Annotated in this window: 14 protein-coding genes; 10 read left to right on the forward strand and 4 right to left on the reverse strand. The window is 64.9% G+C overall.

Going from position 1 to position 15,705, the window contains the following annotated elements; genetic code table 11:
- The first annotated feature begins 61 nt into the window (after positions 1–61).
- The 5 genes from LB569_RS17255 to LB569_RS17275 all read left to right on the forward strand — a co-directional run bounded on the left by LB569_RS17255 (position 62) and on the right by LB569_RS17275 (position 8,374).
- Positions 62–2,413 carry a membrane-bound PQQ-dependent dehydrogenase, glucose/quinate/shikimate family gene (locus LB569_RS17255; RefSeq protein ID WP_224693323.1) on the forward strand — a complete coding sequence of 784 codons (2,352 nt, stop codon included), beginning with the start codon at positions 62–64 and terminating at the stop codon, positions 2,411–2,413.
- A 170-nt stretch (positions 2,414–2,583) separates the two neighbouring features.
- Entirely contained in the window at positions 2,584–3,762 is a 1,179-nt protein-coding gene (locus LB569_RS17260; protein WP_224693324.1) for an MFS transporter, read from the forward strand.
- A 189-nt stretch (positions 3,763–3,951) separates the two neighbouring features.
- Positions 3,952–5,007 carry a succinylglutamate desuccinylase/aspartoacylase family protein gene (locus LB569_RS17265; protein WP_224693325.1) on the forward strand — a complete coding sequence of 352 codons (1,056 nt, stop codon included), beginning with the start codon at positions 3,952–3,954 and terminating at the stop codon, positions 5,005–5,007.
- 209 nt (positions 5,008–5,216) lie between these two features.
- Positions 5,217–7,421 (forward strand): anthranilate synthase, encoded by a 2,205-nt coding sequence (locus LB569_RS17270; RefSeq protein ID WP_411970236.1) that lies wholly within the window; start codon positions 5,217–5,219, stop codon positions 7,419–7,421.
- Positions 7,422–7,426: 5 nt separating this feature from the next.
- Complete coding sequence (locus LB569_RS17275; protein ID WP_140704711.1) at positions 7,427–8,374, forward strand: cation diffusion facilitator family transporter; 948 nt, start codon at positions 7,427–7,429, stop codon at positions 8,372–8,374.
- A gap of 6 nt (positions 8,375–8,380) precedes the next feature.
- Here LB569_RS17275 and LB569_RS17280 read toward each other — a convergent pair whose 3' ends face one another.
- The 3 genes from LB569_RS17280 to LB569_RS17290 all read right to left on the reverse strand — a co-directional run bounded on the left by LB569_RS17280 (position 8,381) and on the right by LB569_RS17290 (position 10,173).
- Entirely contained in the window at positions 8,381–8,767 is a 387-nt protein-coding gene (locus LB569_RS17280; protein WP_140704709.1) for a type II toxin-antitoxin system VapC family toxin, read from the reverse strand.
- The gene (locus LB569_RS17285; RefSeq protein ID WP_127278955.1) at positions 8,764–9,009 is read right to left on the reverse strand and encodes an antitoxin; all 246 of its coding nucleotides are present in this window, start codon (positions 9,007–9,009) and stop codon (positions 8,764–8,766) included. Before LB569_RS17285 ends, LB569_RS17280 begins: the two co-directional genes overlap by 4 nt.
- Positions 9,010–9,075: 66 nt before the next feature.
- Positions 9,076–10,173 (reverse strand): hypothetical protein, encoded by a 1,098-nt coding sequence (locus tag LB569_RS17290; RefSeq protein WP_224693327.1) that lies wholly within the window; start codon positions 10,171–10,173, stop codon positions 9,076–9,078.
- A gap of 104 nt (positions 10,174–10,277) precedes the next feature.
- Between LB569_RS17290 and LB569_RS17295 the strand changes: the two genes are divergently transcribed.
- From LB569_RS17295 to LB569_RS17310, 4 genes are all read left to right on the forward strand, one after another.
- Positions 10,278–10,715, forward strand: coding sequence for a DsrE family protein (locus tag LB569_RS17295; protein WP_224693328.1), 438 nt, complete (start codon positions 10,278–10,280; stop codon positions 10,713–10,715).
- 43 nt (positions 10,716–10,758) lie between these two features.
- Positions 10,759–11,571 carry an SDR family NAD(P)-dependent oxidoreductase gene (locus LB569_RS17300; RefSeq protein ID WP_224693329.1) on the forward strand — a complete coding sequence of 271 codons (813 nt, stop codon included), beginning with the start codon at positions 10,759–10,761 and terminating at the stop codon, positions 11,569–11,571.
- 58 nt (positions 11,572–11,629) lie between these two features.
- Positions 11,630–11,938 (forward strand): putative quinol monooxygenase, encoded by a 309-nt coding sequence (locus tag LB569_RS17305; protein WP_023770344.1) that lies wholly within the window; start codon positions 11,630–11,632, stop codon positions 11,936–11,938.
- Between the two features lie 68 nt (positions 11,939–12,006).
- Positions 12,007–13,110, forward strand: a complete 1,104-nt coding sequence (locus tag LB569_RS17310; protein ID WP_224693330.1) for an AbrB family transcriptional regulator — start codon at positions 12,007–12,009, stop codon at positions 13,108–13,110.
- 20 nt (positions 13,111–13,130) lie between these two features.
- Here the strand turns inward: LB569_RS17310 and LB569_RS17315 are convergent, their stop codons facing one another.
- On the reverse strand, positions 13,131–14,018 hold the full coding sequence (locus tag LB569_RS17315) for a LysR substrate-binding domain-containing protein (protein WP_224693331.1): 888 nt from the start codon (positions 14,016–14,018) through the stop codon (positions 13,131–13,133).
- 148 nt (positions 14,019–14,166) lie between these two features.
- Between LB569_RS17315 and LB569_RS17320 the strand changes: the two genes are divergently transcribed.
- Positions 14,167–15,702 carry an MFS transporter gene (locus tag LB569_RS17320; RefSeq protein WP_224693332.1) on the forward strand — a complete coding sequence of 512 codons (1,536 nt, stop codon included), beginning with the start codon at positions 14,167–14,169 and terminating at the stop codon, positions 15,700–15,702.
- Positions 15,703–15,705 lie beyond the last annotated feature (3 nt).

Raw genomic sequence — 15,705 nt, forward strand, 5'->3', positions numbered from 1 at the left:
ACGGTCCCTTTTGGCCGCCGCGACCGCGAGGCGCCGAACCCGGGAAAATGTGAGGTCCGACATGTCACAAGATACCAACGGCTCGCGCGGCGTCTGGCTGCTCGTCCTTTTCGGCCTGGTGCTGATGATCATCGGCCTGCCGCTGCTCTATGGCGGCGTCCAGCTCATCGGCCTCGGCGGGTCCTGGTATTATGCGCTGGCGGGCGTCGGCATCATCATCTCCGGTTTTCTCCACGCACTGCGCCGGAAGGCCGGTTTCTGGCTCTACATCCTTATCTTCCTCGCCACGGTACCCTGGGCGTTGTGGGAGGCCGGATTGAATTTCTGGCCGCTGGTGCCGCGACTGGTCGCTCCAGCCGTGCTGGCGGTGATCGCCCTCCTTTTGACACCGCTGTTCCCGTCATCGCCCAGCGGCAGGCGCGGCCCGTTCGCCGCTGCGGGCATCCTCGTCCTCGGCTTGATCGCCACCGCCGCCTACGCCTTCCAGCCGCATGGCGTGATCCGCGAAACGGCGTCGGCCAGCGAAACCCCGCCGCCCGCCGCCCTGGCCACCAGCAGCGACTGGCGCCATTACGGCCGCACCCCCGCCGGTACGCGCTACGCGCCAATCGGCCAGATCAACAAGGACAACGTGAAGGACCTGAAGGTCGCCTGGACCTTCCGCACCGGCGATATCCCGGTCAAGGGCGCCGAGGACCAGAACACGCCGCTGCAGATCGGCGACACCGTCTACACCTGTTCCTCGAAGAATGTCGTCAACGCACTCAACGCCGAGACCGGCGAGCCGCGCTGGAAGTTCGACCCGAAGGCCTCGGGGCCGCTGTGGCAACGTTGCCGAGGCGTAAGCTATTACGAACCCGCTGCCGGCGGCGCGGCGCCTGCCGCATGTGCCAGCCGCATCGTCATGACCACCATCGATGCGCGGCTGATCGAGATCGACGCCAAGACCGGCCAACCCTGCCCGGATTTCGGCCAGGGCGGCACGGTCGACCTCAAGCAAGGCATGGGCGAGGTCAAGGCCGGCTTCTACTTCCAGACTTCGGCACCGACGGTCATGCGTGACCTGATCATGGTTGGCGGCTGGGTCTGGGACAATGTCGAGACAGGCGAACCCTCCGGCGCCGTCAGGGCCTTCAGCGCCAGGACCGGCGAGCTGGTCTGGGCCTGGGACCTCGGCAATCCCGCAATCACCAAACTCCCGCCGGAAGGCCAGAGCTACACGCGCGGTACGCCCAATGTCTGGTCGACGCCAAGCTACGACGAGGCCCTCGGCCTCGTCTATTTGCCGACCGGCAACGCCACGCCCGACTTCTTCGGCGCCGAACGCTCCAAGGCGGCGGAGGACTACACCGCCTCTGTCGTCGCGCTCGACATCGCCACCGGCCGCGAGCGCTGGAAATTCCAGACCGTGCATCACGATCTGTGGGACTACGACCTGCCCTCGCAGCCGGCGCTGTATGACGTGCCGGATGGCAAGGGCGGCACGGTGCCGGCGCTGATCCAGGTGACCAAGCGCGGCCAGATCTTCATGCTCGACCGCCGCGACGGCAAGCCGATCGCCGAAGTGCGGGAAAAGCCCGTGCCGCAGGATGGCGGCGCCAAGGAGGATTTCCTGTCGCCGACCCAGCCCTATTCGGTCGGCATGCCCTCGATCGGGGATCAGCCTTTCACCGAGGCCAGCATGTGGGGCGCCACCCCGTTCGACCAGCTCTATTGCCGCATCGGCTTCAAGAAGCTGCGCTACGAAGGCGAGTTCACGCCACCGGGCCCGACGCGCTCGCTGCAGTTTCCCGGCTATTATGGCGGCATGAACTGGGGCAGCGCTTCGATCGACGAGGCCAACGGCTATTTGATCGTCAACGACATCCGCATGCCCCAATTCGTCGTGCTGCTGCCGCGCGCCGAGGCCGACGATTACGGCCCCTCGGCGGCGCATGACGGTCTGGGCACCCAGCTCGGCACGCCTTACGGCGCGCTCAAGAACGGCTTCATGTCGCCGCTCGGCGTGCCCTGCCATCAGCCGCCCTATGGCACGATCAGCGCCATCGACCTCAACACGCGAAAACTCGTCTGGCAGGTTCCGGCCGGCACGCTGCAGGACACCGGTCCGCTCGGCATGAAGACCGGACTGCGGATCCCGATCGGCATGCCGTCGCTCGGCGGACCGGTGACGACGGCGGGCGGCCTCGTCTTCTATGCCGGCACGCAGGATTATTATCTGCGTGCCATCGACATTGCCACCGGTGAGGAACTCTGGAAGGGCCGCTTGCCGGTCGGCGCGCAGGCAACACCGATGACCTACACTTCGCCCGAAAGCGGCCGCCAGTTCGTCGTCGTCTCGGCCGGCGGCGCACGCCAATCACCCGATCGCGGCGACTACATCATCGCCTATGCCTTACCGAAGGCGCCATGACCGTGCAAATTTCTTCGACATCACATCGATGATCCCCAACGGGGCGCCGAGGCACCCCGTTTTTCAATCTGCTCCACGCTTTCTGCATTGCTGCATTGCGGCAATGTCTGTTGCGCCCGGCGGGGATCCTCGCGCAGTCTAAAATTGAACCGATTCAGTCTGGACGCCCCATGCCTTTGCCGATCCTTGCGCTTGCCATTGCGTCCTTCTGCATCGGCACCACCGAATTCGTCATCATGGGCCTGCTGCCCGAGGTCGCCGCCGATCTCGGCGTGACGATCCCCGCCGCCGGTCTGCTGGTCACCGGCTATGCGCTGGGGGTCGTCTTCGGCGCGCCTGTCGTGGCCATGGCCACCGCGCATCTGCCGCGCAAGCCCGTGCTGGTGGGACTTGCGGCCCTGTTCGTCGTCGGCAACCTCTTCTGTGCCATCGCGCCCAATTACTGGCTGCTGATGGCCGCGCGCGTCTTCACCGCTTTCGGCCACGGTGCCTTCTTTGGCATCGGCTCGGTCGTTGCCGCCAGCCTGGTGCCGCGCAACAAGCGCGCCAGCGCCATCGCGCTGATGTTCGCCGGTTTGACGCTCGCCAACATCCTAGGCGTTCCGGCCGGCACGGCGCTCGGCGAAGCCTTCGGCTGGCGCGCCACTTTCCTGGCCGTGGTCGGCATCGGCCTGATCTCGGTCGCGGCCATCGCCTGGCTGGTGCCGTCCGACGTCACGGAACCGAGCGGCGGCGGCCTGCGCGCCGAAGTCCGCGTGCTGGGCAAGCTGCAGGTGTGGCTGGCGATGCTGATCGCGGCGCTGACCTCGGCCAGCCTGTTCGCCGTATTCACCTATATCAAACCCTACCTCACCGACGTGTCGGGCCTGTCGACCTCCGCTGTCACCTGGGTGCTTTTGCTGTTTGGCGCCGGCATGACCATCGGCAACATCATCGGCGGCCGACTGGCCGACTGGAAACTGATGCCGACGGTGATTGCTACCTTGCTGTTGATGGCGCTGCTGTTCGTCGGCTTCATGCAGTTCGGCGCCATCGCCAGCGTTGCCATCGGCATCGTCTTCCTGTGGGGCCTGCTGATCTTCGTCGTCGTGCCGCCGCTGCAGATCCGTGTCGTCGAGGCCGCGTCCGAAGGGCCGAACCTTGCCGCCACGCTCAACCAGGGCGCCTTCAATGTCGGCAATGCCGGCGGCGCCTGGATCGGCGGCGTGGCGCTGTCGGCAGGCGTTTCCTATGCCAATCTGCCGCTGGTCGGCGCGGTGCTCGCCTTGCTGGCGGTCGCGGTCGCGGTGCTGTCGCAGGCGCTGGACCGGCGTACGCCTGACACCATCCTTCAGCCCGCCGCCGAGTAATGGCGTGCGCCCATAGCGTAGCGGGCTGGACCAATCGACATCGGCACCTTCAAATGGGCATGTCTTCTCGCTCCAGAGCAATTCCAGGAAAAGTGTGAAGCGGTTTTCCGTCCGGAGTTGCGATAAAGCAGGGAGACGGAGCCGTTCGGCGTTTCCATGAAACGGTGAACTGCTCCAATGGAGAAAGTCATGCAGAAATCGATCGAACGCATCGCCGGCGACAGCGACGGCGTTTCCTACGAATTCCCGGTGTTCCGCTTCGCCGGTGCCGACAAGGCCGCCCCTTCGGCCTATTTGCAGGCGGCACTCCATGCCGGCGAATTGCCTGGTGTCGTCGCTATCGATGCCTTGATGCCGGCGCTGAACAAGGCCGAGGCCGAAGGCCGCATCAGGGGCAACATCACCATCGTGCCCTGGGCCAACCCGATCGGCCGCGCGCAATATCATTTCGGCGAGCACCAGGGCCGCTTTCATCTGGGCACGCGCACCAACTTCAACCGCGGCTTCCCGCTGCTGGCGGCGCCCGACGCCAGGCTCTTGCCCGACATCAGCCTCGGCGGCGCCGACCAGCGGTTGAAGTCACGCCTGGTGCAGCTTTCGCTCGGGCACGACATCGTGCTCGACCTACACTGCGACGACGAGGGGCTTGCCTATCTCTACGTCCACACCAGCCTGTGGCCAGCCATGGCCGATTGCGCCGCCGCCATGGGCGTCGATGCGGTCGTGCTGTGGAGCGAGGACACCGACGGCACTTTCGAGGGCGCCTCGATCATGCCCTACCAGAACGCATTGGCCGATGTGGCGAAATTCGACAGGCGCGTCGTCACCACCGCCGAATATCGTGGCATCCTCGATGTCGACGGCGTGCTCGCCTCGGCCGACGCGGCAGGCCTCTACCGGCTGCTCGCGGCGCGCGGCGTGATATCCGACACCGCCCTGCCCGCGCCCGCTCCCTTCACGGGTGTCGCGGCACCTCTGGAGAACATCGACATGATGCCGGCGCCCCGTGCCGGCGCTGTCCTCTACGACGTCAAGCCCGGCGATCGCGTCGCCAGGGGCGCGCGCCTCGCCACCATCGTCCATGCGCCAGGCGAAGCCGACGGCCGCACCGAAGTGTTCGCGCCGCAGGACGGCCTCATCCTGACGCGGCGCTCGCGCCGCATCATCCGCGCCGGCGAAGACCTGTTGAAACTGGTCGGCGACAGGAAGAGCAGCGACGCCAGGTCGGGCACGCTGGAGGACTGAGCCTCCGTCGAATCCAGTTGCGCCGCCGCCCAATCGCCGCTAAGGGAATCGCCATGAACATGCGTTCGACCAAGACCATTTGGTGGTGGGCCTGCTGACAGCGGCCTGTTCGAACGCGTGCGCGTGAAAATAGAAGGTGGCCGCAACGGAATGTCCGGGCGGCCATTTGTTTTTTCAAGCCATTCCCGGGTCCGTTGCCCAACTAGCTGATGGAGACGGCAATGACGACGATTAAGGTTCTGGACAACGGCGCCGAGCGTTTCGTGACCGAGGGTGGCGTCACCATCACGCGCGAGCGCCACGACCGGCCCTATGAAGGCGCGATCGACGCCTATGTCGACGGGCTGAATTCGCGCCGTGGCGCGGTGTTTTCCTCCAACTACGAATATCCCGGCCGCTACACGCGCTGGGACACCGCCATCATCGATCCGCCGCTGGTCATCTCCGCGCGCGGCCGCGCCATGCGCATCGAGGCGCTGAACGGCCGCGGCGAGGCGCTGTTGCCGGTCATCGGCCGGACGCTCGGCGCTCTCGCCGAGGTCACCATCGCCGAAACCACGAAAAAGCTGATCCGCCTCGACGTCGCCACGCCCGGTCGTGTCTTCACCGAGGAGGAACGCAGCCGCGTTCCCTCGGTTTTCACCGTGCTGCGCGCCATTACCGCTCTGTTCAAGACGGCCGAAGATGCCAATCTCGGCCTCTACGGCGCCTTCGGCTACGACCTTGCCTTCCAGTTCGACCCGGTCGACCACACGCTGGTTCGCAAGGAAAGCCAGCGCGACCTGGTGCTGTTCCTGCCCGACGAGATCCTGGTCGTCGACCATTATTCGGCCAAGGCCTGGACCGACCGCTACGACTATGCCGGCGAGGGCTTTTCGACCGAGGGCCTGCCGCGCGACCAGATTGCCGAGCCGTTCAGGACCGCCGACCGCATCCCGCCGCGCGGCGACCATGAGCCGGGCGAATACGCCAATCTGGTGCGCCGGGCGATGGACTCGTTCAAGCGCGGCGACCTGTTCGAGGTGGTCCCCGGCCAGATGTTCTACGAGCGCTGCGAAACGCAGCCATCCGAGATTTCGCGCAAGCTGAAATCCATCAACCCCTCGCCCTATTCCTTCTTCATCAATCTGGGCGAGAACGAATACCTGGTCGGTGCCTCGCCGGAGATGTTCGTGCGCGTCAACGGCCGCCGCGTCGAGACCTGCCCGATCTCCGGCACCATCAAGCGCGGCGAGGACGCCATTTCGGATTCCGAGCAGATCATCAAACTGCTCAACTCCAAGAAGGACGAATCCGAGCTGACAATGTGCTCGGACGTCGACCGCAACGACAAGTCGCGGGTCTGCGATCCAGGTTCGGTGCGCGTCATCGGCCGCCGCCAGATCGAGATGTATTCGCGCCTGATCCACACCGTCGATCACATCGAGGGCCGGCTGCGCGAAGGCATGGATGCCTTCGACGCGTTTCTCTCGCATGCCTGGGCGGTCACCGTCACCGGCGCGCCGAAACTGTGGGCCATGCGCTTCATCGAGCAGAACGAGAAGAGCCCACGCGCCTGGTATGGCGGCGCCATCGGCATGGTCAACTTCAACGGCGACATGAACACCGGCCTGACGCTGCGCACCATCCGCATCAAGGACGGCATCGCCGAGGTGCGTGCCGGCGCCACCTTGCTCTTCGACAGCATCCCCGAGGAAGAAGAAGCCGAAACCGAACTGAAGGCATCCGCCATGCTCTCCGCCATCCGCGACGCCAAGACAGGCAATTCGACCAGCACCGAGCGCACCACGGCGCGCGTCGGCGATGGCGTCAACATCCTGCTCGTCGACCACGAGGACTCCTTCGTCCACACGCTTGCCAACTACTTCCGCCAGACCGGCGCCAATGTCTCGACCGTGCGCTCGCCGGTACCGGAGGAAATCTTCGACCGGCTGAAGCCCGACCTCGTCGTGCTGTCGCCCGGACCCGGTACGCCAAAAGATTTCGACTGCGCCGCGACCATCAAGAAGGCCCGCGCACGCGACCTGCCGATCTTCGGCGTCTGCCTTGGCCTGCAGGCGCTGGCCGAGGCCTATGGCGGCGAACTCAGGCAGTTGCACATCCCCATGCATGGCAAGCCGTCGCGCATCCGCGTCTCCAAGCCCGGCATCATCTTCTCTGGCCTGCCCAAGGAGGTCACCGTCGGCCGCTACCACTCGATCTTCGCCGATCCGGTGCGCCTGCCAGACGATTTCATCGTCACGGCCGAGACGGAAGACGGTGTCATCATGGCCTTCGAGCACCGCAAGGAGCCGATCGCGGCGGTGCAGTTCCATCCGGAATCGATCATGACGCTCGGCCACAATGCCGGCATGCGCATCATCGAGAACATCGTCGCGCATTTGCCGCGCAAGGCCAAGGAAAAGGCAGCCTGACGCCAATGGCCGAAGTCGAGAACACGATGGCGGTCGCGGCGAAAGCCGCCGCGAAGCGCAGGGTCGCCAACCTTGCCTTCTGGTCGATCGTGATCGCCTTTGTCGTGCTCGCGCTGAAAGCCGCCGCCTGGTACATAACCGGATCCGTGGCGCTCTATTCGGACGCGCTGGAATCGATTGTCAACGTCATCGCCTCGGTCGCCGCCTTCTGGGCGATCCAGGTCAGCCATAAGCCGGCCGACCAGGATCACCCCTTCGGCCACCACAAGGCCGAGTATTTCTCGGCCGTGCTCGAAGGCGTGCTGATCGTGCTCGCCGCGCTTTTGATCCTCAACGAAGTCTGGCGCTCCTGGCAGGCGCCGGCTCCGCTCGAACAGCCTTGGAAAGGCCTTGCCGTCAACGGCGTCGCCACCGTCATCAATGCCTTCTGGGCCTGGACGCTGATCCGCGCGGGGCGGGCCGAAAAGTCACCGGCGCTGGTCGCCGACGGCAATCACATCATGACCGATGTGGTAACCTCGATCGGCGTCTTCGGCGGCCTGGTCGGAGCGATCCTGACCGGCTGGCAGATCCTCGACCCGGCATTGGCCGTCATCGTCGCGCTCAACATCCTGTGGCAGGGCTGGCATGTCATCGGCTCGTCGATGAACGGCCTGATGGACCGGGCCGTCGACACGGCCGAACACATGCGTATCCGAGACATCATCTCGGCCAATTGCAAGGGCGCCATGGAGGTGCACGACCTCAAGACCCGCATCGCCGGCCGCGCCACCTTCATCGAATTCCACCTGGTCGTCGACGCTGACATGTCGGTCGGCGCCAGTCACGTCATCTGCGACCGCATCGAGGACGCGCTTAAGGCCGAACTCCCCTCGGTGCGGGTGACCATCCATGTCGAGCCCGACGACGAGGCCAAGCTGCCCAAGGGCACGACGGCGGTGCCGTTCGCCTGAGGCGGGTCACCAAGTCTCGATTGAGAGAGCGTTGATGCGCTCGAATTCCCGGACGTTGCGGGTGATCAGAATGAGACTTCTAGCGCGCGCCTGCCCGCCAATGAGCGCATCGTAGGGACCAATTGGCGTTCCCAACGCCGCGAGCGTCGCCCGAACCTCTCCGGCATGCCTCGCATCCTCTCGATCGAATTCAAGCACCGGGAATTGCAAAGCTTCGATGCGCGCCAGATTTTCAGATCTTCTCTGGCTCCTTTCGGCACCATAGTACAGTTCATGTACCACGATCGCCGAAAGCGCAAAATCCTGCGGCGTGTGCTGTTTCAGAAGCGCGAGTAGACTCGCGTCACCTTTGATGACCGCGATAACGGCATTGGTATCAAGCAGATAGGTCACTTGAAGATGTCGTCCAATGCAGGTCTATCTTGCCCTTCCTGACGTTCCAACGCCGCTTCGACAAAATCCTCGTCGACTGGTCCGATCACCTGGTCAAGCCACGCCCAATCCTGCACGAGTGGCTCAAGTATGACAGTATGCCCATGGCGACGGATCGAAACCTCGTCCGTTTCGAAACGAAACTCTTTGGGCAGACGCACAGCCTGTGACCGGCCTGACCAGAACACCTTTGCCTTGTCCATCATGCCATCCTCAAATGAGATATAGCAAAGATATATCCCTTCGCGGCATTGTAGACAAGCCGGTGCTTACGGCGCACACGCCGCCTGCGGCATTGCCTCCAGCCGATAGACCTTGTCGTCCGACTTCGTCTTGCCGTCGGCGGCTTTCGAGCAGAGATCGACGACTGCAATGCTGCTGTTGGGATTGGCCAGCATAATGGTGCCATTGGCGCCGCGCTTGAGGAAGATTTCCTTTTGCGCGATGTCGCAGGAAAAATTGCTCATCTTCGAACTCGCCGCGCAACGCCACTGGTCGGCTTCGCCCTGGCAGGAATAGGTCTGCGTGACCTTGGCCCCCTTCTGCCGCGTCGTCACCGAGACGGCGATGTCGGCGCCGTCGGGCCAGTTCGTGACGTCGCCTCCCGAAGCGAAAGAAGCCAGTTCCACGGGCCCGCGGAACACCCGGATCGACTGCGTCAGTTGATCGGGATGCGAACTCATATGCGCGGCATCGTAGTCGCGGCCGTAGCAGAAGGCCTGGTCAGGCTTGAACCGCTCGCGCAGTGGCGGCCCGACCGCCGGATCGATCGGATCGATGCGTGCGAACTCGGCCTTGCACGTCGAGGCGGGCATCGGGTCGAGGCGGAAATTGTCGTCCTCCGAACCGAGCGCTTGCCTGACATATTCCGCCTTGCCGAGTTGCTCCTCGGAATCCGGATCGAGGTAGATATCCGATGACAGGTCGGACAGGACCAGCCTGCCCTTGTCGTCAACCTTCAGCGACGCCAGCGTACGGTCGCAATCCATGCCGCAGCGGATCGGACCCGACGTGCCGTCCTCGGACTCGTGATTGCACCAGCCGCCGGCCCATTCCGGCGCCTTGGCGCCGCGCACCGTGGTGGTGAGGAAGCCATTATAGGACGTATCGGAATTCGCACTCGGTTCCTCATTCGGACGGCTAACCGGGTCATGGCCGTAGTAGAAGAAAATCCGCGCCACCTTCTGCTTCGGATGCGCCTTGAGGTGCGCCGCGTCATAGATCCGGCCAAAACAGGCGTCCGCCCCGTTGGGACTGAGTTCGGTGAGCTTGAGCGTGTCATCGGCAAACGCCGAACCGGCAAGCACACCCAGCAGTGCGGCACCAAGTCCGGCGCTGGCGAACGTCTTCCATTCCCTGAACGCCATGTGACCCCCTCCTCCGCCTCGACAGGACGTAAGGTCAATTTATGCTAGTATTGCGGTCGCGGCCACGCAAATCGCGCTGCGCCGGCAAGCCAGGGAGGATGGCCATGCGCCGACGTGACATGTTCCAAGCCGTTCTCGCCGGAGCCGGAACGCTTCTCGGCTTGCGGGCGGTGCAGGCCGCGGCCACGGAGCCTGCCAGGCTAAAGGTCGCCTATCACCTCAGCGACCTCGACAAGGTCAATTTCGTGCTCGGCAACATCAAGAACCACTATGAGGGCACCGGCGGCAACGTCGAGATCGCGCTGGTCGTCCACGGCCCAGCCTTGGCCGCCTTCAAGTCGAAGGGCATATCGGCGGCGATTTCGGGGCGCTTTACCGGTCTTGTCCAGCAAGGGCTCGACCCGCATGCCTGCGGCAACACCATGCACGGCATGGATATTGCGCTCGCCGATCTGCTCGACGGCTTCCATGCCGCCGATCAGGGCGGCGTCGTCAAGCTCGCCGAGCTGCAGAGCCAGGGCTATGTCTATCTCAGGCCTTGAGCGGCGCTGACTTGAATGCAAGGGTGGCAAGACCCGCCAAGGAATGTCGGAAATCCCCGGAGGAACAGCAGTGCCGCAGACACCCCACGGTCTTGTCATCCCCGATCTCGCCGGCAAGGCGGTGCTGGTCACCGGCGCCTCGACCGGCATCGGAGCGGCCCTCGCGCTCGCCTATGCCGAGCAGAAATGCAAGGTGGCGCTGCACTATAATTCCAGCCGCGACGCCGCCGAGAAACTCGGCCAGACCATTCGCGACGGCGGCGGCGAGGTCTTCCTCGTCCAGGGCGATTTTTCCGTTCCCGCCGATGTCGAGCAGGTGGTGGAGGATAGCGCTCAGCATTTCGGCCACCTCGACGGGCTGGTCAACAATGCCGGCGGCATGCTCGGCCGCATCCCCTATGCCGAGCAGACCGAGGCGCACTACGACGCGGTGATGGACCTCAACGCACGCTCGGTGCTGACCGCGTCGCGCAAAGCGATGCCATGGCTGAAGAAACAGGGCGGCTTCATCGTCAACACCTCCTCGATCGCCGCGCGCAATGGCGCTGGCGGCGGCGCCGGCCTCTACGGCTCGGCCAAGGCCTTCGTCTCCAACGTCACGCGTGGCATGGCCAAGGAGCTGATCGGCTTCGGCATCCGCGTCAACGCGGTCGCGCCTGGCACCATCCTCACCCCCTTCCACGAACGCTATTCGACCGACGATCAGATGAGGGGCATGGTCGCCACCATCCCGCAGGGCCGCGCCGGCACCGCGCAGGATTGCGTCGGCGCCTACCTGTTCCTCTCATCGGACCTGTTGAGCGGCTACATCACCGGGCAGGTCATCGAGGTCAATGGCGGCCAGTTGATGCCTTGACCAGCGACCGGCATACTGGACACACTCCTTTCGCGCCAACCCTGGGGGAAACGAGGACATGTACGGACTGATCGGCAAGATGCGGGCGGCGCGCGGGCAGCGCGACGCTGTCATGACTGTACTGCGCGAGAGCACCGGGGCCCTGCCGGGCTGCCTGAGCTATATCATCGCCACCGACCCGGCCGACGCCGATGCGATCTGGGTGACCGAAGTGTGGACCGATCAGGCAAGCCACAAGGCCTCGCTGCAGCTTCCGGAAGTCCAGGCGGCCATCGCCAAGGCGCGGCCCTTCATCGGCGGCTTCGAATTTCAGGTGGAAACGCATCCCGTCGGCGGCTTTGGGTTGGCCGAGGCCAAAACCGGCTGAGGCGCCGGAACCTGCTTTTCCGGCACGCCGGGGTTCGCATTTTTCGCATCTCGGTCTAAGACCAGACCATGGATTCCGAGGCTGAGCAGCCACCTCCCAACCAGCCAGCTGTCGAGCGCATGACGCAGCTGGGCAAGCCCTGGCAATGGCTGATCCTGCTGGTCATCTCCGCGCTGTTTGCCGGCGCGCTGGAATTCGCCGCCTTGCCGGCGGCGCTGCTGATCGGACCGATGCTGGCGGCCATCGTCGCCGGCACCAACGGCGCCACGGTGCGGGTGCCGCGCCTTCTCTTTGGCTCCGCCCAGGCCGTTGTCGGCTGCCTCGTCGCGGCGTCGATCTCGGCCGATATCTTTCCGGTCTTCTACAAGGAATGGCCCCTATTCCTCGGCGTGGTGATCGCCACCGTCGCGGCTTCCAGTCTGCTTGGCTGGCTGATCAGCCGCTGGCGCATCCTGCCCGGCACCACAGCCGTGTGGGGCTCTTCGCCGGGAGCGGCCACCGCCATGGTGCTGATGGCCGGCGCCTTCGGCGCCGACCAGCGCCTTGTCGCCTTCATGCAGTATCTGCGCGTCATCTTCGTGTCGATGACGGCGGCCCTGGTCGCCAAGATGTGGGTCGACACCTCGGGCATCGAGATCCCGCCCATTGTCTGGTTCCCCGAGATCGACCCGCAAGCCTTCGCCGCCACGATCGGCATGGCGATCGTTGGCGGCCTGGCCGGCAGACTTTGCCGGCTGCCCTCGCCCTTCTTCCTCGGCAGCTTCATCTTCGGCACCGTCATCCATCTCGGCCTCGGCGTGCCGATGCAATTGCCGCAATGGCTGCTGGCGGTCAGTTACGCGATGGTCGGCTGGTCGATTGGCCTGAATTTCACCAGGCCGATCCTGCGCCATGCGGCACGCGCGCTGCCGCAGATCATCGCTTCGATCGTCGCGCTGATCGCCTTTTGCGGCGGCCTCGCCTTCCTCATCAGCCATCTCGCCGGCGTCGACCCGCTGACCGCCTATCTGGCGACCAGCCCCGGCGGCATGGACAGCGTCGCCATCATCGCCGCCGCCGCGCAGAACGTCGACATCTCCTTCGTCATGGCGCTGCAGTCGGCACGTTTCCTGATCGTGCTGCTGGTCGGCCCGAGCATCGCGCGGCTGGTGGCCAGGAGCATCAGGGGGTGAAAGCCCGGCACCGGGCAATGTTACCGCGCCACTGCCAGGCGCTCGGGAAGGAAATCGACGAAGACGCGCACCTTTGGCGACAGATGGCGATTGGAGGGCCACAGCATCCGGAACTGGCCACGGCCGTCGACATGGTCGTCCAGCACGGTGCGCAGCCTGTCCTCACGCAGTGCCTCGCGCACGAGGAAATCGGGCATGCAGGCGATGCCGAGACCGGCGATCGTGGCGCCTTTCAGGGCTTCCATGTTGTTGCAGGTCAACATCGAGCGAATCTCCGGCTGAGCGCTCCCGGTGACAAACGGCCAGTCCAGCAAGCGGCCGCTGTTGAGATAGCGGAAATTTATGCCGAAATGCCCGACGAGATCGGCCGGCACGCCGGGCATGCCATGGCGCTCGAGGTAGGAAGGCGCCGCGCACAAAAGCATGCGAAAGGGCGCAATGGGTTTCGACACCAATCGTGAATCGGGCAGCTCGCCGCTGCGGATGGCGACGTCGATGCCCTCCTCGATGACGTCGACGATGCGGTCGTTGAAATCGATGTCGAGCTCGATCTCGGGATAGCGCGCCATGAACTCCGACAGCACCGGCAGAAGCAGATGATAGGTGACGATCGGGGTCGAGACGCGCAGCCGCCCGCGCGGCGTCTCGCGGGTTCGCGACAGCATCGCCTCGGCATCGTCGATGTCGTCGAGGATACGCCGCACGCGCTCGTTGAACAGCTTGCCCTCTTCCGTCAGGCCGATCCGCCGCGTGGAGCGCTGCAGCAGCCCCACGCCGAGCTCCTGTTCGAGCCGCGCGACACTTTTGCCGACCGCGGAAGCGGAGATGCCGAGCGCCCGGCCGGCGGCGACGAAGCTGCCGAATTCGGCGGTGCGGGCGAAGGCCAGAAGGCCGCTGAGGCGATCCATCAAACGTCTCCATTCGAGCGTTTCAGTCCATTATATCAGGATATTTAATACCATTTTTCCGGAGCGGCCACCGACCTATCTTGGTTGTCGTGACCCGGCGTCGCGATTGCGCGGCACGCCGGCACAGACTGCTCAGATAGGAAAATCCATGACCTTGAACATCACAGCCGGCCGGGCCGGGAGATGGCTCGTGCTCTTGTCGGTATGCCTTGCCGCCATGACGATGCCCCTGACCTTCACCGGCCCGGCCGTCGCGCTTTCCCGCATCGCCGCCGATCTCGGCGGCAGCCCGATCGCGCTCAACTGGGTGACCAACGCCTTCATGCTGACCTTCGCCGCCAGCCTGATGGCGGCCGGAGCGCTGGCCGACAATCATGGCCGCAAGAGGATCTTCCTCGTCGGTCTCGCCCTCTACATCCTCGCTTCGCTCGGCGCGATGCTGGCGCCCGACATCGCCTGGTTCGACACGTTCAGGGCCGCGCAAGGGCTGGGCAGTGCCTTGGCCTTCGCCGGTGGCGCCTCCGCACTTGCCCAAGAATTCGAGGGATCTTCGCGGCTGCGCGCCTTCTCCTTTCTCGGCACCAGTTTCGGCATCGGCCTGGCCTTTGGCCCGATCGCTTCAGGCCTGCTCATCACCACGTTCGGCTGGCGGTCGATCTTTGTTCTGGTCGTGGCACTCGCGATTGCCTCGGCGATCCTCGGCCTGCGCACTATCACGGAATCGCGTGACCCGGATGCAACGGGCCTCGACTGGGCGGGCGCCGGCACCTTCACGATCGCGCTGGCCTCGCTGACCTATGGCGTGTTGCAGGCGCCGCAGAGCGGTTGGGCCGATCCTCTCGTGGTAACGCTTCTCGGCGTCGCCGTCCTTTGCTTTGTGCTGTTCGTCATCGTCGAGCGGCGCGCGCGCCGGCCGATGCTCGATCTCACCCTGTTTCGCTTTCCGCGCTTCGTCGGCGTCCAGTTTCTTGCCGCGGCGCCCGCCTATGGCTTCGTCGTGCTGCTCGTGCTCTTGCCGATCCGCTTCATCGGCATCGAAGGGATGAGCGAGATCAAGGCCGGGCAATTGATGATCTGCCTCTCCGGGCCGTTGCTGGTCCTGCCCTTGCTCGCCGGGCAGTTGGCGCGCTGGATCGCTCCGGCCACCATTTGCGGCGTCGGCCTGCTCGTCGCCGCGGCCGGCTTGGTCTGGCTGAGCCTGACGCCCTCGATTGGCGTCGCACTGGTCGCGCCGCTGCTCCTGATCGGCGTCGGCATCGCCTTGCCCTGGGGATTGATGGATGGGCTGGCCGTCAGCGTCGTGCCGACGGAGCGCGCCGGCATGGCGGTCGGCATCTTCAACACCACGCGCGTCGCTTGCGAGGGCGTTGCGCTGGCGATTGTCATGGCTGTTCTGTCGGGCTTCACCGCCACGCAGCTCGCCGCCCAAGGCGTTGCGTCTTCCGGCGACGCGGCTGCCGCGGCGCAGCTGCTGGTGACCGGCAATGTCGGTGAAACGGCACGGCATCTGCCGACGGCCAATGCCGTGGTTCTGGTCCAGGCCTACGAAACGGCGTTCGACAGGCTGCTGATCGTGCTGGCGGCAATCACCATCGTCACCGCCCTTGTCGTCTTCCTCGGCCTGCGTCGAGGATCCGCGCCCGAACACGAGACCGCGCCGCTGCCGGCCTGCCAGGAAGGGTAGGTG

The sequence above is a fragment of the Mesorhizobium sp. BH1-1-4 genome, assembly GCF_020165665.1.
Classification (GTDB): domain Bacteria; phylum Pseudomonadota; class Alphaproteobacteria; order Rhizobiales; family Rhizobiaceae; genus Mesorhizobium.